Source organism: Huintestinicola sp. (assembly GCF_051882455.1).
Classification (GTDB): Bacteria; Bacillota; Clostridia; order Oscillospirales; family Ruminococcaceae; genus Huintestinicola.
On the sequence record NZ_JBJERV010000100.1, the window covers coordinates 26,505 to 48,535 of the forward strand.

12 protein-coding genes are annotated in these 22,031 nt (G+C 49.5%); 5 read left to right on the plus strand and 7 right to left on the minus strand.

All coding sequences use genetic code 11. The features are described 5' to 3' along the window. Nucleotides 1-27 precede the first annotated feature (27 nt). The 5 genes from ACI4J0_RS12665 to araA form a co-directional block, all read right to left on the minus strand. Nucleotides 28-243, minus strand: coding sequence for a hypothetical protein (locus ACI4J0_RS12665; RefSeq protein WP_439766180.1), 216 nt, complete (start codon nucleotides 241-243; stop codon nucleotides 28-30). A gap of 144 nt (nucleotides 244-387) precedes the next feature. Then, nucleotides 388-900: a GNAT family N-acetyltransferase gene (locus ACI4J0_RS12670; RefSeq protein WP_439766181.1), complete on the minus strand. Its 513-nt coding sequence runs from the start codon at nucleotides 898-900 to the stop codon at nucleotides 388-390. Nucleotides 901-1,104: 204 nt separating this feature from the next. Further along, a complete protein-coding gene (araD, locus tag ACI4J0_RS12675) occupies nucleotides 1,105-1,797 on the minus strand; it encodes an L-ribulose-5-phosphate 4-epimerase (protein ID WP_439766182.1) in 693 nt (230 codons plus the stop codon). A gap of 20 nt (nucleotides 1,798-1,817) precedes the next feature. Then, nucleotides 1,818-3,392, minus strand: coding sequence for a xylulokinase (locus ACI4J0_RS12680; RefSeq protein ID WP_439766183.1), 1,575 nt, complete (start codon nucleotides 3,390-3,392; stop codon nucleotides 1,818-1,820). A 5-nt stretch (nucleotides 3,393-3,397) separates the two neighbouring features. Beyond that, the gene (gene araA, locus ACI4J0_RS12685) at nucleotides 3,398-4,864 is read right to left on the minus strand and encodes an L-arabinose isomerase (RefSeq protein ID WP_439766184.1); all 1,467 of its coding nucleotides are present in this window, start codon (nucleotides 4,862-4,864) and stop codon (nucleotides 3,398-3,400) included. Nucleotides 4,865-5,148: 284 nt separating this feature from the next. Between araA and ACI4J0_RS12690 the strand changes: the two genes are divergently transcribed. Both ACI4J0_RS12690 and ACI4J0_RS12695 read left to right on the plus strand, forming a co-directional pair. Beyond that, nucleotides 5,149-6,198 (plus strand): GntR family transcriptional regulator, encoded by a 1,050-nt coding sequence (locus ACI4J0_RS12690; RefSeq protein ID WP_439766185.1) that lies wholly within the window; start codon nucleotides 5,149-5,151, stop codon nucleotides 6,196-6,198. A gap of 182 nt (nucleotides 6,199-6,380) precedes the next feature. Continuing rightward, the gene (locus tag ACI4J0_RS12695; protein WP_439766186.1) at nucleotides 6,381-7,181 is read left to right on the plus strand and encodes an SDR family NAD(P)-dependent oxidoreductase; all 801 of its coding nucleotides are present in this window, start codon (nucleotides 6,381-6,383) and stop codon (nucleotides 7,179-7,181) included. Between the two features lie 58 nt (nucleotides 7,182-7,239). Here ACI4J0_RS12695 and ACI4J0_RS12700 read toward each other — a convergent pair whose 3' ends face one another. Continuing rightward, the gene (locus ACI4J0_RS12700; RefSeq protein ID WP_439766187.1) at nucleotides 7,240-9,726 is read right to left on the minus strand and encodes a response regulator; all 2,487 of its coding nucleotides are present in this window, start codon (nucleotides 9,724-9,726) and stop codon (nucleotides 7,240-7,242) included. A gap of 297 nt (nucleotides 9,727-10,023) precedes the next feature. On the opposite strand from ACI4J0_RS12700, the gene ACI4J0_RS12705 reads away from it, so the two are divergent. From ACI4J0_RS12705 to ACI4J0_RS12715, 3 genes are read left to right on the plus strand one after another with little or no spacing between them, the layout of a single operon-like run. After that, the gene (locus ACI4J0_RS12705) at nucleotides 10,024-11,994 is read left to right on the plus strand and encodes a 5'-nucleotidase C-terminal domain-containing protein (RefSeq protein WP_439766188.1); all 1,971 of its coding nucleotides are present in this window, start codon (nucleotides 10,024-10,026) and stop codon (nucleotides 11,992-11,994) included. Nucleotides 11,995-12,022: 28 nt separating this feature from the next. Next, nucleotides 12,023-14,959: a response regulator gene (locus ACI4J0_RS12710; protein WP_439766189.1), complete on the plus strand. Its 2,937-nt coding sequence runs from the start codon at nucleotides 12,023-12,025 to the stop codon at nucleotides 14,957-14,959. A gap of 15 nt (nucleotides 14,960-14,974) precedes the next feature. Beyond that, nucleotides 14,975-16,822 carry a glycoside hydrolase family 3 protein gene (locus ACI4J0_RS12715; RefSeq protein WP_439766190.1) on the plus strand — a complete coding sequence of 616 codons (1,848 nt, stop codon included), beginning with the start codon at nucleotides 14,975-14,977 and terminating at the stop codon, nucleotides 16,820-16,822. Nucleotides 16,823-17,035: 213 nt separating this feature from the next. Here ACI4J0_RS12715 and ACI4J0_RS12720 read toward each other — a convergent pair whose 3' ends face one another. Beyond that, entirely contained in the window at nucleotides 17,036-21,721 is a 4,686-nt protein-coding gene (locus ACI4J0_RS12720) for a response regulator (RefSeq protein ID WP_439766191.1), read from the minus strand. Nucleotides 21,722-22,031: the final 310 nt, after the last annotated feature.

A 22,031-nucleotide genomic window follows, 5' to 3' on the forward strand; every position in this document is an offset into this window, starting at 1 on the left:
TATAATGCTTTGTATGTCCTATACAGGTCATTTATCACTTTCAGCTCTTTCAAACTTGACCGTGTGCTCTTTCATTGATATCTTCCCGACCTTATAGCCGTATTGGAGCAGCTCGCTTTTGAATTTAAGAAAAGAGTGGTCTATTGGCTGACCGATGATATCCTCGATCTCGGTAAAACCCAGCTTAAACTTATCTGTGCCGTTTTCTTTTATGTAGTTCCACAATGGGTCGTATTTGCTCATAATAAACACCTCCTCAGATATATGAAGCGGGTGAGCGAGCTGTGTGCTTCAAGCTCTGTTCCTTCTGAGATCATCCATGTTCTTTTTGCAGGGGCAAGCAGAATTATTTATTTTATAAATATGAACTCACCCTGTTTTCCGTTATTAAAGCGAATTTTTTGTGTACGCATAAAGTGCCATATCAAGCACTTTTCCGTTTTTGAAGGCGTTGTTTTTCAATATGCCCTCAAGCTGAAAGCCTGCTTTTTCAAGCACACGCCGTGACCCGACATTATAGTCGAAGGGCTCTGCAAAAATACGAATTATATCCGTTTCGGCAAACAGCTTTTCGCACAGCTGTCTGACCGCGATTGTCATAATGCCCCTGCCCCAGTATTCCTCGGCGAGATAATACCCGAGCTCGGCTGTACGGCAGTGTATGTTCCCTTGCCTGAATGCGCCGATACTTCCCACAGCCCTGCCGTCAACATCGATAGCAAAAGCAAAGGTATCATTCGGGTCGGAGGTCAGAATAAAGCTTATATATTCTTCTGCGTCCGCTTCTGTATAAGGATATGGCAATCCGTCCCGCAGGTTATTCAGAATGTTTTTGTTTGAAAGCGCTGCTGCCAGAGCTGCGGCGTCAGACTGCTGCCATTCTCGTATAGATACTTTCATACTTTGTCTGCCCTTTCTGTAAAACTACCAAAGCTAACGTTCGTTTTCTCCTATTTTATCATATTACTTTCACTTTGTCAAGAGGCTGTTGAAAATGAAAGACCATTCCTTGACAAATGCGGACGGGTCAAAAAAAAACAAAAGCTGCCGCGGTCAAGGAAAACGGGATGACCGCAGCAGCTTTTTGATGTCATGGACAGTCTGTCAGCCCTGTCCGTAATATGCATTTTTGCCGTGCTTTCTGAGATAATGCTTGTCAAGAAGCTCCTGCTGCATACGTCCTGCGGAAGGATTCATTGACATTGCATGGTAATTCATAAAGGCTACCTCTTCAAGCACAACGGAATTATGCACAGCCTCGTGGGGGTCCTTTCCCCAGGTAAAGGGACCGTGGCTCTTTACAAGCACTGCGGGTATGGACATAGGGTCAATTCCCTTGAAGGTCTCGATTATGACAGTGCCTGTTTCCTTTTCGTATTCGCCTGCGATCTCTTCGGGGGTCATCGCCCTTGTGCAGGGTATCTCGCCGTAGAAATAATCTCCCTGGGTCGTTCCCATGGGGATCATGCCCATGCCTGCCTGAGCAAATGAGGTCGCCCAGCGGCTGTGGGTGTGAACAACTCCGCCTATTTCGGGGAATGCGCGGTAAAGCTCAAGATGTGTGGGAGTGTCGCTGGAGGGCTTCCGGTTACCCTCTGCCACCTTGCCCGTGGCAAGCTCCACAACTACCATATCATCGGCAGTCATACCCTTGTAGGGTACCCCCGAGGGCTTGATGACCATCATGCCGCTTTCTCTGTCGATACCCGAAACATTTCCCCAGGTGAATGTGATAAGACCGTACTCGGGAAGAAGGAGATTTGCCTCCAGCACTTCCTGCTTTAATTTTTCAAGCATTTTATGCAGTTCCTTTCAGCTTATTTTGCAGCGGCATATTCTGCCGCAAGACCCTTCTTATAATTTTCGATGAATTTGGCAAAGCCTGCCGCACCCTTTTCATCGGGCTGAACAGTTACAGCTTCCATTGAGGAGAATACCTCAGTTTCAAGAAATTCGGGAAGGGGGCTGCCATTTCCCAGGGCAGAATATGCAGCAAGTATCGCCATGCCCCATGCGCCGCCTTCGCCTGCAGTTTTCATTACCGAAACGGCGCTGTCAAGACCGTCTGCAAGGAACTGCTGGGCAACGCCCTGCACCTTGAAAAGCCCGCCGTGTCCGGTAATTTTTTGTACGGATACCTTTTCGTTTTCAAAAAGGATATCCATTCCCAGCTTCAGTGAAGCCATTGAGGAATAAAGCTGTGCGCGGAAGAAATTCGCAAGGCTGAATTTTCCGTCGGGAGTCCTGAAATACATAGGTCTGCCGTTTTCGGCGCCTGCAACGGGCTCTCCCGAAAGGAAGTTGTATGCAACAGTGCCGCCGCAGTCGGGGTCGCCGCTCAGCGCATTCTTATAAAGGGTCTCGTAAAGCTTTGACTTATCTATAGGACTTCCGCTCAGTGCCGCAAATTCGCCGAAAACATTTACCCATGCGTCCAGCTCGGAGCAGCAGTTGTTGCAGTGCACCATTGCAACGGGGGAACCGTCGGGAGTTGTGACCACATCTATCTCGGGATAATAGCCGAAAAGGGGCTTGGAGAGAACGAGCATTGCAAAGATAGATGTACCTGCGGAAACATTTCCTGTTTTCGGAAGAACGCTGTTTGTGGCGACCATTCCCGTTCCCGCGTCGCCCTCGGGAGGACAGAGCCTTACGCCTGCCTTGAGAGTACCTGTGGGGTCAAGGAGCTTTGCGCCGCTTTCGGTAAGTGAGGCATTTCCCTCGCCTGCGCTCAGGACTTTCGGAAGTATCTCTCTGATATTGCCCTTGAAATTCTTTTCTTTAAGAAGTGCGTCAAGCTTATCCAGATACTTTGCGTTGTATGTACCGTATTCAATGGGGAATATGCCCGAAGCCTCGCCCACTCCCACGCTGCGGTCTCCCGTAAGGAGATAGTGGATATATCCCGCAAGGGTATTGATATGGGCTATTTTTGAGATATGCTCCTCGTTATTGAGGATAGCCTGATAAAGATGAGCAATGCTCCATCTCTGTGGGATATTGAATTTGAAAAGGTCGGAAAGCTCGGCTGCTGCCTGCTCGGTAATGGTGTTTCTCCACGTTCTGAAGGGCACAAGAAGCTCATCGTTTTTGTCAAAAGCCATATATCCGTGCATCATGCCCGAAATGCCCATAGCGCCGTAGGATTCGGGAACTATCCCGTACTGCTCCTTCACATTTTCGACAAGCCTTGCATAGCAGTCCTGCAGCCCCCCGATCATATCCTCATGGGAATATGTCCAGACGCCGTTCTCATAGCGGTTCTCCCAGTCGTGGCTGCCCGAAGCGATGGGGGCAAAGGTGTCGTCAATAAGAACAGCCTTTATCCTTGTAGAGCCAAATTCGATGCCGAGATAGGTCTTGCTGCTTTGTATTTTTTCCTGTACAGTCATCGTGCTCACCTCCTGAGCTTTGCCATCATGTCGAGCATGGCAAGCTGCTGTTCAAAGGCGTTGATTTCAGTCTTATCGTCAATGATAACAAGCTCTGTATCTGTCATCTTTGCAAAAAGGCGTATGTCGTCCTTGGTAAGTGCGGTGGATACTACTGCATGATGTGCGCCGCCTGCATATATCCAGGCTGCCGCGCCTGTTTTAAAGTCGGGCTTCAGCTTCCACATAAGTCTTGCAACGGGGAGCTTGGGCATAGGCGCGGGCTGCTTTACAAGAGTGATATCCGCGCATACGAGACGGAAGCGGTCGCCCATATCTATCATAGAAACGGCAATGCCCTCGCCGTCGATACCGTCAAATACGAGCCTTGCGGGGTCCTCCTTGCCGCCTATGCCCAGAGGGTGTACCTGTATCTCGGGCTTGCCTGCGGCGAATACGGGAGATACCTCAAGCATATGAGCTGCAAGCTCAAGCTCCTCGCCGCCTGTAAGGTCATAGGTGTAGTCCTCCATAAATCCCGTGGCGCCGCCTCTTCCCTCTGCCATTTTAAAGAGGACTGCGCCCAGGGCTGCGGTCTTGTAATCGCCCTCGGGTCCAAAGCCTATTCCCTTTGCCATAAGGTTCTGAGCGGCAATTCCGGGGAGCTGACGGAGCCCGTGAAGGTCCTGGAAGGTATCGGTGAATGCGCCGATATTCTCCTTCTCGATAAACTTCTCAAGAGCGACCTCATATTTAGCCTGCTCTCTGACGGCAGCTGTATTGTCGGTCGCCATTGTATATTTTTCGTTATATTCGGAAAGCTTTGCGTCTATCTCGGCGTCGGTTACCTTTTCTGCAATATCGACAACATCGCCGATACCGTAGTAATTAACGTTCCAGCCGTAGCATATCTCGCTCTCCACTCTGTCGCCGTCGGTAACTGCAACATCGCGCATATTGTTTCCGAGCATTGCTACCTTCATAGTCCTGCCGAAATTAACGGCAGCGGCAGCGTGCGCAAAGCTGCGTATCTTTCCGATAACATCATCATGCTTATAATAGCCCGCAGCTACCTCCCGCTTTATGCCCAGCCTTGTGCAGATGAAGCCGAACTCTCTGTCGCCGTGAGCGGACTGATTAAGGTTCATAAAATCCATATCAATGCTGTCGTAGGGCAGCTTTTCATTGTACTGGGTGTGAAGGTGGAGCATAGGCTTTCTCAGTGCCTTGAGCGCTCTTATCCACATCTTGGCGGGGGAGAAGGTGTGCATCCACATGATAACGCCGATGCAGTCCTTGTCGGCAGATGCCTTTACGCATACATTTTCAGCCTCAGCCGCTGTTGTTACAACGGGCTCGAAGCAGACCTCCGCAATATCGCCCAGCTTTTCGCTTAAAAAGTCTGCCATCTCTCTGCTGTCGCTTGCCGCCTGTCTGAGAGTTTCCTCGCCGTAAAGATCCTGGCTGCCTGTAATAAAGTACAGCTTGTTCATTGTATGACCATTCCTTTCTTAGTTGAAATACAGAATTTAAATACAAATTTTAGATTTAAATACAAATTTCTATATTTGTATTTCCGATATTTACTGATACTATTTTATCACAAAGACAACCGGAATTTCAATATACAAAATAAACATTTAATTCCGTACCTGTCTGTTTATAGTGTACATATTCCCGCTGATTTGTATTTATTTCAAATAATGAGCTTGACAAATTGCTTTTAAAGTTGTATTATATTTATCAGAGAATTTGTATTGTTTTGAGGTGGCTCCAATTGAAAAAATATGAATATGTGGCAAATTCCCTTTCCGAAGAGATAAAATCGGGCTGTTACCCGAACGGAGCGTTTCTGCCCACGGAGGAAAAGCTTACGGAAATGTACAATGTAAGCAGGCAGACCGTAAGAAAAGCCCTGTCCATACTTGAAGAAAAGGACATTATTGAAAAAAAGCAGGGCAGCGGTTCTGTGGTGAAAACAAGAAATCCCGCTGCGGGCAGCGGTAAGGTGGCTGTTATCGCAACATATATTGACGACTATATCTTCCCGGGACAGCTCAGAGGCGTGGAGGAAGTGCTGTCAAGGAATAAATATTCGGCTATCCTTTCCGCCACAGGGAACAGGATATGCAGCGAGCGGCGGATACTTGAGGGTATCCTTGAGGACCCCGTTGCGGGCATACTTGTGGAGGGTACAAAAACCGCTTTTCCCAATCCCAATATCGACCTTTACGAAAAGCTTGCCGAGCGCGGCATACCGATAGTATTCTTCAACAGCTGCTATCCGGGGCTGAAGGGACCTTTGTCCGTATGCGCGGACAACCGCAGGGGAGGATATGAGCTTGTTACCTATCTTCTGAACAAAGGTCACCAAAGCATAGCGGCTATCTTCAAAGCCGACGATATTCAGGGCCATGAACGATATTCGGGCTACATTTCGGCAATGTTCGACAACAAGCTTATCGTCTCCGACAGCAAGACTGTATGGTACACAACGGAAACAAAGGACAGGATATTCGATGAGACGGGGGATATACTTTCGTCCATAGGCGACGCCACCGCAGTTGTCTGCTATAATGATGAGATAGCGTTTATGCTTATAAAATACCTTACCGCCTGCGGAAAGAGAGTGCCCGAGGATATTGCGGTGGTAAGCTTTGATAACAGCAGTCTCAGCGAAATGTCGCCTGTGAAGATAACCTCTCTTTCATATGATGGCATGAACATCGGCACCATCGCCGCCCGCAAGCTTGTGGACATTCTGAGCGGCAGAAAGGCAAGCTCCGAATTGATACCCTGGAAGCTTGCCGAAAAAGAAAGCTCATGAACCTTTTGTATCGTGCCTGTGGGGAAAAATTTTCCAAATTTGGCATTTTTGATAAAAATTTACTTGAATTTAAAAAAATAATAGTGTATAATATTATTGTAAATTGCAGCGGCAGTATAATACGGACTTGTACTGCCGCCTGTGAAACCAAGTTATGCTATATTTTGAAGGAGGACTAAAAAATGGACAGATTAAAAGGTAAGGTCGCTATCGTTACAGGCTCTACCAGCGGAATAGGCGTTGGAATAGCAAAGCTTTTTGCGGCAGAGGGCGCAAAGGTAGTTATCTGCGGTCGCCGTGAGGCAAAGGGACAGGCTGTAGTGGACAGCATTACCGCAGAGGGCGGAGAAGCCTTCTACCATTTTATGGATATCACCGTTACCGAGAGCATTGAGGCTCTGTTTGCAGATACCGTTGAGAAATACGGCAAGATCGACATTCTGGTAAATAACGCCGCTAATGTGGGACTCAAGGACGGCCGTGTGGACGAGCTTACTCTCGAAATGTGGGATAACATTTTCCAGAGCGATATCCGCGGTACCTTCTACGCAATCAAGTGCGTTCTTCCCTATATGAAGGAAAACAAGGGCGGTTCTATCATAAATATCGGCTCTATGGCTTCCTGCGGCGGCGACCTCGGCTCCACCGCATATGCCTGCGCAAAGGCAGGAGTGGATATGCTTACAAAGTCCACCGCACTCCAGTACGGCAAGGAAAATATCCGCTGCAACTGCGTCCGCCCCGGTCTTATCGTCACACCCGAGAACGAGGCTTATGTACCTCAGGCGCTTAAAGATGTATTCCTGAATAACATTATGGTGAACCGTTACGGCGCACCCGCAGATATTGCAAATATGTGCGTTTATCTTGCCTCTGACGAGAGCGAATACTTCACAGGTCAGGTAGTTACTGTTGACGGCGGTCTTAACGCTCACGTTTCTACTGTCGGCGAGTTTAAAACACTCAACTCCCGCACCTGGTAATACATAATAAATATCAAAAAAGCTCCGTCTGCCATCGTTTTTGGCAGACGGAGCTTTTTCATCGCAGTATATCCGCAAGAGTGTTCATCAGTTCCTTTATGTTGATAGGCTTTGCCACAAAGCCGTTCATTCCCGATTCAAAGGCGCTCTTTTTATCCTCGTCAAAGGCATTGGCGGTCATTGCTATTATGGGAATGTTCGCCTTTCTGTTATCGCTTAAAGTGCGTATCTCTCTTGTTGCTATAAAGCCGTTCATCTTGGGCATCTGGATATCCATAAGTATCAGGTCATATCGGTCGGAAGCGGCGCATGCCATCTTTTCCACCGCAACGATACCGTCCTCTGCCACATCAACGATAAATCCCGCTTCTTTAAGTATCTCCGAGGCGATCTCCTGGTTCAGCTCGTTATCCTCCACCAGAAGTATCTTCTTTCCTGTGAAATCCACGTCTCTTTCCTCTTTTTCGATCTTTGTGCGGACGGGCGTTGTGAGCACTTCGCGCAGCTCGGACATGAACAGGGGCTTTGATACAAAGGCAGTTACGCCTGCCTCTCTTGCTTCTGTCTCGATATCCGACCAGTCATAAGCCGTAAGGATAATGATAGGCGTGCTGTCACCTATGACCTTGCGGATACGGCGGACCGTTTCGATACCGTTCATATCGGGCATGAGCCAGTCGATGATGAATGCCTTGAACTCATCGCCCTCGTCATATGCCTCCTTTGCTCTGACAACAGCCTCCTTGCCGGAAACAGTCCAGTCGGCGCGCAGACCTATCTGTCTGAGCATTTTGCTTACGCTCATGCAGGTATCGGTGTCATCGTCGGCAACAAGCGCACGGGCACCCTGCAGCTCGGGGATAGGCTCGTACTTCACGATATTGTCGGACAGCTTGCAGTCGATCGTCACAACAAATTCCGAGCCCTTTCCTTCCTCGCTCTTCACGCTGATGGACCCGCCCATCATATCCACGATATTCTTGGTTATAGCCATACCGAGGCCGGTGCCCTGGATACCGCTTACTGTGGCGGTCTGCTCTCTTGAGAAGGATTCGAAAATATGCTCCCGGAAGTCATCGGACATACCTATGCCGTTATCCTTAATGCGGAACTCGTAGGTAGTATATCCGCTGAGAGCGCAGGGCTTTTCGGATATCCTGATGCTTATCGTGCCGCCGACGGGGGTGAATTTTATGGAGTTGCTGACGATATTCAGAAGCACCTGATTAAGGCGCAGCTTGTCGGTAATGATATCCTCGTGAATGATATCCTGCGTATCGATAAACAGGTCCTGCTGCTTGGCGGTGATGTTTGACTGAATGATGGTCCTGAGGTCGTGGAGCACATCGGGCAGATGCACCTCCTTGTCCTCGATCTTGACTCGTCCGCTCTCAATGCGGCTCATATCCAGAACATCGTTTATAAGACTTAGCAGATGACTGCTGGAGATGGATATCTTTTTCAGGTAATCCCTTATCACGTCCGTGTTGTCGAGATGAGCTGCCGCAAGGGCGGTGTAGCCGATGATGGCGTTCATAGGAGTGCGGATATCGTGGGACATATTGTTCAGAAAAGCAGTCTTTGCCCTGTTGGCGTGCTCGGCAGCTGCGAGAGCGTCCATAAGAGCCTTTCTCTGCTCCTCTTTTTCATTTTCCTCATCATCAACGTTCAGAAACGCAAAGGCTATCTGTGAGGCTTCCTCCTCTGCCCCGGCAAACTTGATGAGCACAAGCTCTATCCATTGATATTCCCCGTCAGGTCCCGTATGCATAAATCGGTAGGAATGTCTTTTTCTGCTGCGGAGCATCTCCTTGATGTGCTCCTTGTCCGCAAATTTAAGCAGCTCCTCGCGGAAATCGGGGTGGGAATATGCGGCAACGGCGTTTCTGAAGGTGCTGAAAAAGCCGCCCGAATTGCGGGCGATATTATCTATCCTTTCTTTGGATATAGCGTCGCTGAGGCTGTACTGAGCATACTGCTCGCTGTCGAGATCGATGAAATACAGGGTAGAATACTGGCTGGCAAGTCCCTCTATCTTTCTGATATCCTCTTCAAGGAGCTTTCTCTGCTCGGCGTCTCTGGCATGAAGCTCTTCTATTTTCGTATGGTCGAGAACATATGTGATCGCAAGAAGGTCATTGTTTACAAGGTCGCGGTACATCACGATATGCTGCTCGGCGAGCATGGGATTGCCCAGAGCGTCCTTTGTGCGGTAGCGGTGGAAAATGTGGTCCTCTCCCTTTTCGAAGCATTCCGTCAGATGAGCGGTGTCAAAAAAAGCAAAATAAGCCTGCTGCTGCTCTTCGGTGAGCTGCTTTCCCCAGTATTCGATAACGTCATCATACCTGCAGTCATCGGGAAAACCAATAGCTTCGTTGATGCTGTATTCCACATCGTCAATGACCTGATACATGGTCCCCGGCACAGTGTTTTCGGTGATGTTGATATTGTAGTAAGCGCCTGCGCTTGCCGAAAGCGCGTGTTCCATTATTCTGATTTTTCTTCTGCAGGTCTCAAGCTGTTTTTCCAGAACTGTTTTTTCCACTGTATCAACCTCATGCTTTCTTTTTTTATAATACCGCATATTTCTGCAATTTTAATTATAACAAAAGCCTGTGCATATGTCAAGGCAGATGGAGCATTTTGCAAAACAGCTGTGTTAATAAATAATTTACTTCCGAAATCCTATAAGATCACAGTGAATTTGTAGACATTATTACAAAAATATGTTATAATAAAAGGCAAATAATGTAAATGACAAAGCTGTGTAAAGGTAAGACAGCGCAAAAATACGCTTATTCATAACATCGGCAGAATATTTGCTGCCTGAAAGGATAGATCAATGAGAATGGAAAAAACAGTCAGCCTGATTTTCGCCGCTGCGGCGGGAGCGGCAATTATGAGCGGATGCGGACAAGCTGCTGCTCTGCCCCAAGGAGCCGCCGAGAACGAGATACTTACCCTCGACCCTGTGGACGGGAGCAAGGAAATGGTCACTATTCACTTTGAATACGGACTGGATATCGCTCATGAGATCGAAAGCGGCATTGAAGAACAATTTCCCGATGTGGACGTGGTAATGATACATGACGGCGCCAGCGACTCCTTGTCCCTTCTGGAGGGAAATCTTAAAAGCGGCACCGAGTGTGACATTATTCTGAGCAGAGGAATATATACAAAGGGCGACCTGGCAAGGGAATATATGCTTGATCTGTCGGGAGAGGAGTTTGTAAACAACTTCTATCTCACCTCTCTGGACGCCTGCGTTCAGTCGGACGGCGGTCTTTACTATCTGCCCGGACCTGCCAATATGTACGGCATCATCTATGACAAGACGGTGATGGAGGAGAACGGCTGGAAGGTGCCTTCAAACTATTCGGAGTTTGTCTCACTGTTACATACCATCGACAATTCGGGTCTTACTGTTACAGAGGAGCTGGACGGGGAGAAAAAGGAAGTGCCTGTGCGTGCTTTCCGTCCGTCGCTTAAATTTACGGACTCTTTCCGCAGCCTTTTCTATCCCTTCGCATATGAGGCGGTATTTGCAGGAAAAGAAAATCTGGAATGGCTCACCGCCTATCAGCAGGGCGAGGGCAGTATGACAGGTCATATGGAGCCTTTTGCCGACACTTTGAAGAAGCTTCTTGATGACGGCGTTATCCGCCTTGACGACTGGGATTATATGCCCCGTTACCGCCTGCCTATGCTCTGCAGCTCTCATTCCGCGGTCATGATATGCGGACCGCTCAATACCTTTGCAAATGAATCGGTGATAAACAGCGACCACGAATATGCTATCCTGCCTTTCTTTACGGGGGATAACGAAGGAAGCGACTATCTCTATGCGCTCCCTGCATACTTTATGGGAATAAACAAGTCCTCTGCCGAGGAAAGCGATGAGCGCAGGCAGCTCCTGCTGGATATTATGGAGTTTATCTGCAGCCCCGAGGCGCAGACAAAGCTGTACGGCGAGGCAAATGTGCTGGTATCCAACATCAAGGGCGTTGCTCCCGGAGAGAACAGCTTTAATGAGGGTATACAGAAAACTATCAGTGAGGGACGTATCATAACCGATTTCTACATTTATGCCGAGGCTCAGCTGAACGATACGGCACGGGATATGCTCACAGGCAGCATTACTGTGGACAAATGGCTGAAGGACGGCGACGCTGCCCGTGACAAATGGCTTGACGGCACGCTCTTTACTCCTCCCGCAGTGCTGGGCAGCTGCGAGGAGGACCTTACAAGGCTGGAGACAGCTCTGCTTACGGGTCAGATCTACCGTGATATGACGGGGGCTGATATTGCTCTGGTGTATGTGAACAAGGGAGATCAGGGCGTTAACTGCCGTATGTTTGCGGGCGATGTGACTGCCACGACGGCTAATAACATCGACCCGTGCCGCACAAGTGCCGAGGGCGAGGGGCTTGCATCGGGCACGCTGACGGGTCAGCAGATAATCGACTGCCTGAACGGTATGAGCACCCGACTTGGACATTCCGACAGATGGTATTTCGTTGCCTCGGGACTGAATGTGGAATTTGCGCCATGGATGCCCGCAGGAGAGCGGCTGGTAAGCTGCAGGCTCCCCGACGGCACCGAGCTTGACCCCGACGGCACCTACCATACAGCATTTATAAGCGACAAGCTGTTTCGTATCTCCGAGGACGGGATATCGGCATTTTGCCCCGAAGATATGCAGATAATGGAAGGAAAATGGATAGACATCTTCTCTCAGTGGCTGAACGAGCACGGCGGAGTGGTGACGCGGCCCGAGCAGACTACTGTGCTCAACTGGAAAACTAATACTTAACATTGACCTTTGATTAGGGAGAGATCGAATGGAAAAACAAATCCGCCATAATCGGACGATAATGATAATACTGCTGCTCATATCTCTTTTGTCCTCCTGGTTCCTGGTGAACTATCTGGTAGTCAGAGTGAGCCGTACAGCGGACGAGGAGGCGCTTTCGCACATCAAGGAAAATACCGAGCAGCTCCATTACAGCTTCCATAATCGTACCGAGGACACCTGGACTATTATGGAGATAGAAAATCAGGCTCTCTCCGGGCTTGGGACAGCTTCCGAAAGCGAGGCTGTGAGGGCGCTTTCTCTGTTTCTGGAAAAGTCGTCGGGCAGCCATGTATATCTTATCGCGGAGGACGGCAGCTATATTGACGATCTGGGCAATAAAGGCAGATGGCAGCTTGATGAGGAAATGCTTCCTCTGCTTCAGAACGGCGAATATCTCTGCCGCCTGCGTCAGGTGGAAACGGGAGGAGACCTGCTGGATTTTGCCATTTTGCTGTCAGGCTCTGTGACGGAGAATGGCTACCGTATCCTGCTGATGGAATATGAGCTGGATACATATCTTGAAGTGCTTGAGCTGCAGACCTATGGCGGCAAGGGCGTTGCCTACATTGTGGACAGCGAGGGCATGACCCTGTTCAAAACAGAGGGTGAGCTGCCTGCAAGCCATTCTCAGAATTACTTTTTCTATCAGTTCTTAAAGGATATGAGATTTGACGGGGACCCCGATATAAATGACGCCGCTTCACTGCGCGAGGCGATAAACAGCGGAAAGACGGGAGCAGTCTACGCTTCGGAGGACGGCTATTCCTATGCGGTAAGCTTCAGACCTCTTCACATTATGGACTGGCACCTGGTACTGATGGTGGAACGTTCCGCCATATCAGAGGTCAGAATGGAATATATGCAGCAGGTGCAGTGGATAGCCATAGGCGCAAACCTGCTCATTATGATAGTCTGCATGATATTTTACATGGTGAACTCTTTGTGGATAAGCAGGCGCTCAGAGGTAAGGCTCACAAGCCGTGAGCGTATCATCAACGTTCTGTCCACAAACAGTCAGGGCGTGTATATCCTTGCAGATGATGCCACAGGAAAATGCACCTTTATCAGCAAGAGCATCAAGGATATGCTGGGTGTCCCTCCCGCCGATTTTCTGGGACGGCCTATGAAAGCGCTGCTTGATATGTTCCGCAGGCAGGAGCTGGAGCAGGCGCTGAGAGAATGGGATAACAGGACTGTTCTGGAATCGGGCAGGTTCCTTTTCTGCAATGAAAAGAGCAATACGGTAAAATATCTCAGGATACGTGTTTTCCCGTCCCAGAACGGCGAGACGGTCATGGCTGTGCTTGATGAAACTGCGGACGCAAAGCGCGAGCAGGTGCTGGAGGATGCCGTAAATATGGCAAGAAGCGCCAATCAGGCAAAAAGCTCCTTCCTCTCCAATATGTCCCACGATATCCGTACTCCCATGAACGCCATAATCGGATATACCACCCTTGCCATTGCAAATTCGGAGGACACCGAAAAGGTCAGGGATTATATGGAAAAAATACTTTCCTCGGGCAATCATCTTCTCTCCCTCATCAACGACATTCTGGATATGAGCCGTATCGAAAGCGGAAAGATACAGCTTGATGAAACGGAAGCCAATCTTTCGGATATGCTCCACGACATAAAGACCATTATCAGCGGTCAGGTCAACGCTAAGCAGCTGGAGCTGTATATGGACGTTATAGACGTTACCGATGAGGACGTATTCTGCGACAAGACCCGAATAAATCAGGTGCTTCTCAATCTCATCTCGAACGCTGTAAAATTCACTCCCCCGGGAGGAGCGGTGTCTGTGCGGATAACGCAGATACATAACGCTCCCGAGGGCATGGGACTGTACGAGATACGTGTCAAGGACACGGGTATCGGTATGAGCGCCGAATTTGCCGAGCATATATTTGAACCCTTCGAACGTGAGCGCACATCAACGGTGAGCAGGATACAGGGTACGGGGCTGGGAATGGCAATATCCAAAAATATCATCGATATGATGGGCGGCAGCATCGAGGTGTACACCGAGCAGGGCAAGGGTACGGAATTTGTCATCAGGCTCACACTGCGGCTGCAGTCCGAAACCGCAGCAGCGGAGAATATCACGGAGCTGGAGGGTCTGAAGGCTCTGGTGGTGGACGATGATTTCAATACCTGCGACAGCGTTACAAAAATGCTTATGCAGGTGGGAATGCGCTCGGAGTGGACCATATTCGGCAAGGAGGCAGTGCTTCGTGCAAAGCAGTCCATCGAGATAAACGATGCATTTAACGCATATATCATCGACTGGCGTCTCCCCGATATGAACGGTATCGAGGTGGTAAGGCAGATACGCAGTCTCGGTGACGATACGCCCATAATTATCCTCACCGCATACGACCGGGCGGAGATCGAAGCGGAGGCAACAGCCGCAGGCGCAACTGCCTTCTGCTCCAAGCCCATGTTTATGTCCGACCTGCGCAAGGCGCTGATGAACGCTCTGGGAGGGCAGAAGAAAAGGGAGGAAAATATACTGCCTTCCTTCGATAATACCGATGATTTCAAGGACAAGCGGCTGCTGCTGGTGGAGGATAATGAGCTTAACCGCGAGATAGCATATGAGATACTTAAAGAATACGGATTTAGTATCGACACCGCCGAAAACGGACAGGAAGCTCTTGACAAGGTGTCCGCTTCCAAGGCGGGAGATTATGACCTGGTGCTCATGGACATTCAGATGCCCATTCTGGACGGCTATGAAGCCACACGGCGCATAAGGGCGCTGGAAAATAAGGAGCTTGCGTCCATACCCATTATTGCCATGACTGCAAACGCCTTTGACGAGGACCGAAAAGCTGCCGCAGAGTGCGGAATGAACGGCTTTATTTCAAAGCCTGTCAATATGCAGGAGGTCATCGGGGCTTTGCGGAATGTATTCAGATAAGCAAGGAGAAAAGCTATGAAAAAAACATCACCTGTGCCCCTGCTGCTGGCGGCACTGTCAATGACCGCCTGCGCAGACAGCACTGAAGAACAGGTCTATACCGAGACCGCTGCACAGACCTCTTCCGAAAATATCACCGGGACCGCCGCTGAAACATCCGGCGGCGCGCAGAGCGCAGAAGATATGGTCTCAGCCCTTACCCTTGAGCAGAAAGCGGCGCAGATGGTACAGCCTGCGGTTTACAGCGTTACCGAAGAGGATATGAAGAAATACTGCTACGGAAGTATCCTTTCAAAATACCGTTCCGTATCATATAAGGAATGGCAGGACATCGTTGACGGCTTTCAGGAGAGCGCCCTTTCATCGGAAGCGGGTATTCCGTATCTCTACGGACAGGACGATGTTCACGGTGTGAATTACTGCGCCGACGCGGTATATTTCCCCCATAACATCGGCATAGGCGCGGCAAACGACCCCGAGCTTACATATCAGATGGGGCTTGCAACTGCAGATGAGGCAAAGCTCTGCCATATGCTGTGGAATTTTGCGCCCTGCGTGGCACAGTCGGCAGACCCCCGCTGGGGACGCACCTATGAAAGCTACGGCTCGGATATTGATATGATAAAATCCCTGGGCGCTTCATACACAAAGGGGCTTGTGGACGGGGGCGTTATTGCCTGTGCAAAGCATTTCTTCGGGGACGGGAACGTGCTTTACGGAACGGGCGAAAATTCAGATGTACAAAGGCTTATGGACAGGGGAGACGCTGTTTTGTCGGAGAACGAGATATCTGCCCTCCTGTCGGTCTACGAAGCGCAGATAGAGGCAGGCGTTCAGACCATAATGATAAGCCACTCCTCCGTAAACGGCGTTAAAATGCACGAGAACGGGGAATATATCTGGCGGCTCAAGAACGAGATGGGCTTTGAGGGCTTTATTGTCAGCGACTGGAACTCGGTGCAGAACACATCGCCCGCCACCTATGAGCAGCAGGTCATCACCGCTGTAAATTCGGGGATAGATATGCTCATGGAGGTGGACAGGTTTGAAGAAGCACGTCAGATCATCATAAAGGCTGTTGAAAACGGCGATATTTCCGAGGAGCGCGTAAATGACGCGGTCACAAGGATAATACGCGTAAAGCAGGGAGCGGGGATATTTGAGGACCCGATGTGCGAAAGCATTGAGGTAAAGCAGTCCGAAACAGGCTCGAAGGAATACAGACAGCTTGCCGAAAGGCTTGTGGAGAAAAGTCTTGTGCTGCTGAAAAACGAGGGAGATGTGCTGCCCCTGCCCGAGGGAGCTTCCGTGTACATCACAGGGCCTGCCGCAGACAATGCCTCAGCCCAGTGCGGCGGCTGGACCATAGACTGGAACTCGAGCCCTACAAAAAATATAAGCGGCGTGACCACCATACTCGAAGGCTTTAAGGAAAAAGCCGATGAATACGGCATTACGGTCATCACCGACAAGGACAAAGCGTCAGAGGCTGATGTGGTGCTGCTGGTGACGGGCGAACAGGCATATGCTGAATGGAACGGCGATACTTCCGACCTTATGCTCTGCGGACAGCTGGGGCTTAGCGGCAACGAGGCGGCGATAAAAGAGGCAGAAGAGCTTAACAAGCCCACAGTTGCCTGTATCGTTGCAGGACGTCAGGTGCTGATAGATGAGTATTATGACAAGTGGGACAGCGTGGTAATGTGCTATCTTCCCGGTTCTGAGGGACAGGGCGTTGCGGACGTGCTGTGCGGAGGGACGGATTTCAGCGGCAGGCTCCCCAGCCCCTGGTACAGCTCCGTTGAGCAGATAGGAACAGATGAGTGTATGTTTGAAAAGGGCTACGGACTCAGCTATAATTGATACTAATAACCAAATACCCGTCAAGCCGGCTTGACGGGTATTTCTGTTGATAGCGATCCACAAAAATATCCTGCCAAGTTCGGCGGTTCAAAGCTTGAATAGTGTCGTCACTCACCCTTGACAGGCGGCAAGCCTGCCTGCGGGTTCCTTCCTAACTCTTCAAGCTTTGCACTCGCCTCCTTTTGTCAGTCTATTTCTGTGTCTTGCTATAGGTTAAAGCAGCCATTTTTTAAGAGTTTTTGACAGCGCCTTCAGGTCGAGGGGCTTTGCGATGTGCTCGTTCATTCCAACGGTTTTAGCCGCCTGAACGTCCTCCGCAAAAGCATTTGCCGTCATAGCCACAATGGGTATCTGCTTGCAGTAATTGCGGTTCATGGCACGTATAGCTCTTGTGGCGTCATAGCCGTTCATACGGGGCATCTGGATATCCATAAAAATAATATCGTAATATCCGTCCCCGCACATAGCCATCATATCCACCGCTTCGGTGCCGTCGGCTGCACGTTCAACGGCAAGACCTGTTGTTTCAAGTATTTCCGTGGCTATCTCGGCGTTCAGGTCGTTGTCCTCCGCAAGAAGTATCCTGCGGCCCGAGAGGTCCATATTCGACAGGGATACAAGCGGTGTTTCCTGCCCGCTCTGCTCCTCTTCACCCACAAGGGCATTAAAGGTCTTGGCAAGCCTTGAACGGAACAGGGGCTTGCTTATGAATGCGTTTGCGCCCGCTGCCCTTGCTTCCTGCTCGATGTCCGACCAGTCATAGGCGGAAATGATGATGATAGGCACATCTTTTCCGGCTGCCTTCCGAATAGCCTTTGTAGTTGCGATGCCGTCCATATCGGGCATTTTCCAGTCCAGTATGCAGGCAAAATAATCCTGTTTGGCGGTGACATATTCCACCGCCTCCGCACCTGTGGCAACTCCGTCGGGCTTCATACCGAAATCCTCCAGGATAGCGCAGCAGGACTCAAGGCTAAGGGCATCGTCATCTACAACAAGCACATTAAGGTCAATAAACCTGTCGAGCCTTATCTCGGCGGTGTCCTGAAGCTTGAGGTAAATGGTGACCGTAAAGCGCGAGCCCACGTTAAGCCTGCTTTCGACCTTTATGTCGCCGCCCATCATGCGGACGATGTTTCGGCTGATAGGCATACCGAGACCTGTTCCCTGTATCTTGTTTACTCTTCCGTCAACGGCTCTGGAGAACGGCTCGAATATTTTCTCCATAAATTCCTCGCTCATACCGATGCCGTTGTCCTCGAAAATAAATTCGTAGCAGCCCACCTTTGCCTGACCCGAGGGCTTTTCGGTGATGGAAAAGCGTATCTTTCCGCCGTCGGGGGTATATTTGACAGCGTTGCTCATAAGGTTTGTAAATACCTTCTGTATGCGCAGGCTGTCGCCTATGACCTCCTCGTGTATCACGTCGGAGATGTTTACGGAAAGCTCATGGCGGTGCTTGTTTATCTGAGCGCTTGTCATTGACAGCAGGTTGTCCACCAGATTTGAGAGGTTAAATTCCTCCTCGTTGAGGTCTACCTTGCCCGACTCTATCTTGCTCATATCCAGGACCTCGTTTATCAGGCTGAGCATATGCTTGCTTGCCTGAGATATCTTCTGCAGGCAGTCCTGGACCCGCTCCTTATCGTCAATGTGGGTGGCGGCTATGGCGGTCATTCCGATAATGCCGTTCATAGGCGTTCTGATATCGTGGGACATATTGGAAAGAAATTCCGTTTTTGCCTTGTTGGCAGCCTCCGCAGAGTCACAGGCAGCCTGGAGTGCAAGCTCCTGCTGACGCTCCTTTTTGATAAGATCGTCAACGTTTCTTGTACCGATGACCACAACAAAGCCCCCGTCCTTTTCGCGTACAAATGAGACTCTTGCCTGCAGATAGATGATACCGTCGGCTTTAAGCTTCTCATATGTGAGGGAAAAGTCCTCTTTGCATAGCCTTATATTGTCAAGAGACAGCTTTTCGATAAATTCCCTGCGGTCCTTCTCCGAAATGTGTTCCTCGGCATAGCTGCACAGACCCTTTGACCAGCAGTGGTCATTCTTGCTGAAATGTCCCGCGATAGCCTTTCCGTCCTCGCTTTCCGCGCGGTAGACCGTTACCTTGTCCCTTTCGGGGTCTACCAGCAGAACGGAGTAGTATACCGAGCCGAGGCCTTCGATTATCTCGCTCTGGGTCTCGATCTCCCGTATCTGTCTGAGCTGGCGCTGCATTTCATCGTCCACATCGCGCAGTCCTATAATGAATGTGACCATACCGTTATTGTCCGAAGTCTTTACCACATTCATCTCAAAATATGCCACAGTGCCGTTCATATTTCTTCTGTAGCCAAGCTTATAAAGACCTACCTGCGGCACCCGCTCGAGAAGGACGCCGAGCGCAGCCGACTGCCTTATGCGTTCGCGGTCTTCGGGAACGATATAGCCGTCGATGTACTTTGAAAGCACTTCCTCATAGCTGCCGTGCTCCATAAGCTTATCAAGCAGGTCTCTCTCCATGCCGATACCGTCGGTGCGGTAGAGAGACAGCTTTCCCGTAGCTGCGTCCACCTTGAAAAGGCTGTGGTATTCGCGGCTGAGGGCGCCGATTATGCGAAGCTGCTCCTCGCGGATAGTCATATTTTTCCGCTCTTCTTCAACGATGGCGTCAATGTTCCTGAAGCCCAGGATTATCTGGCTTTTTCCGTCCCTTTGAGAATAAAGGCGGATAAATGAAGCCTGATAATGGTGCAGTCCCGTATCGTCATAGCATACACGGTAGCTGAAGCTGTATTCGTCCTTTGCTTCAAGAGCGCGGAGAACGGTTTCGGAGGATACTGCTGCTGTAAGTGCAGCCTTGTCCTCATCAGGGACGTATTTGAGTATGAAGCTTTCCCACAGGCTGTTATATGACCGCTTGATAACACGTTCGTCCTCTTTGATTATCTTTCCGTTCTGCTTGATGGTGACGGCGGTCTCGTTTACAAGGTCAAGCAGCACAACGCTCGGGTAATCCTTGCTGAGAGCTCCTGCGATATCCATCTCGTCACGGAGAGTGGCGTTGAGCTTCTCCACAGCCGCCAGAGCGCTTTCTATCTTTTTCTGCTGAGCAAGCTCCTGCTTTTTCTCGCTGTCGATATTTTTAAATCCCACAGCAAATTCATTCCTGCTGCTGCTCGGCTTTACAAGCTGGCACTCGAAATACTGAATGGTATCGTTTCGTGATACCCTGTAGCTGAAGGAATAGGTCTGCCTGTCCCCGAGAAGCTGCTGTATATCTTTTATCAGGAGTATCCTGTCAAACAGCTGCCTGTCATCCTCAAGCACATCGTTTTCCACATACAGCCTTATGCTTTTCTCATAATCCCCTATGGCGAATTTCTGACCGTACCGCGATGTTATAGTCTTGTCCATACGGTAGCAGACAGCCTCGGAGGTATCCATATTCACTGCGTAAACATTCTCGTATGACAGGGAAAGCGCCTGTATCAGATTATCCTGTGACTCCTGCTTCTCCTTCTCGGCGGTTATCCATCTCAGACCGCATATTATCCCCGTGTTTTTTCCGATATCGTTCTTTTCGGCAGGGAATAAACAGCATCTGACCCAGTCTCCGCCGATATCCACATATTCCTGAGTGATTATCCGGTTGTTTCCCAGCCGCTCGTCGATCGTATCGATGTCGGTAAAGAGACGCATAATTGATCTGTATTCGTCCTTTACCCACGTATCGACCAGAGAGCTTAGCCGCGTTTTTGCATCGTCCTTTTCGCCCCGGGTATGATTTATGCCGTCGGGCGAAAAGATATCGCGGAAGGACCCTTCCTCAAGGTCGATGTAATACAGCGCAAAGAAAACATTGCTCATCGAACCGATAATGGCTGTGTGCTGCTTTTCGGACTCGAGAAGTTCGGTAAGCTCTGCGTTTGCCTCCTGCAGGTCCTTCTGTGTTTCCAGCTCCTTTATCTTTGAATCGTGTATTGTCTGAGTTACAAATATAACATGGGAAAGCCTGCCGTCTGCGCCCCGTCCGCCGTCAATAAAGGAACACTGTGCCCAGTAGGGTATGCTTATGCTGCTGTCGGGGAGGGGGACGGTGCTCAGAAACTGCTTTGAAATTATCCTCTCCTGCTTCATGCGTTCATCGAGGGTGGATATATCCACAAACCTGAGCAGCTCCTCCGTATATTCGGGGGTCATCATATTGCGGCAGAAAAATTCAAGGCTTTCCCGGGCATTTCCCGATGAACCTATATGCTCATGAACAATGTCCATAGAGGCAAGCTCGGTATAACGGTCGTTTGCAATATCCACATAATATACCGACGTGTATATCTCGCTCATGGACTGGATTATCTTCATTCGCTCTGTAAGCGCTTTGTTCGAATACTCAAGGTGCTTATTGATGATCTCACTGCAGCAGGCTGACGCAATAACAGACAGCAGGAGCAGATGGCTGTCATTTCTGCGGGGATTATCTATTCCCAAAAGACCCACTGCAGAGCCGTTTACAATAAGCGGAGCCACAGCAAGACAGCTGACTCCCTGCTGCTCAAGCGTACGGTAAGTATTGGAATCGGAGGGAATGTCGGATAAGGAGGAAATATAGAATTCTCCTTTTTCTTCAAGCGCTTCAAACCAGCTTTCCAGACCTTCAACAGGGATATTCTGAAGATCTTCCATTCCGGAGGATACCCCTTCACGGCACCATTCATATGTATTGTTGACCTCGGTGTGTGCCGTATTAAGCTCAAAAATATATGCACGGTCGGCGTCATAATATCTGCAGGTGCCGGCAAGTATAGTGTGTAAAGTCTGTTCGTTTTTCGGCTTGTTCAGATAGTCACGCAAAAATCGTTTTATCGCCTGCTCCTGATCAGATGTATTTTGCGCAAAGCTGTTCATTGTAAACCTCCGGAAAGTATATAAAAAAGCTATGTGGATTTCGTGCCGTTTTTTTGTAAAATTGGTATAAATATACATTTTAAGTATAACATAAAAAAGCCGTTCTGTCAAGCATCAGCGGTGTGCGTAGGGGGAAAAAGGGACATTGACAGAATAACTGCCCTGCCTGTCGGAAAATGGCGTAAATGCTTGACTTTTGGCATTTTTTGTGATATAATTTACATATTATATCAACAGTTTGCCGATGTTAAGAATATGTTCAGGATAAAATGACGGGCAGGGCGCTGTGACAAAAGGCTTTTCAGTCTGC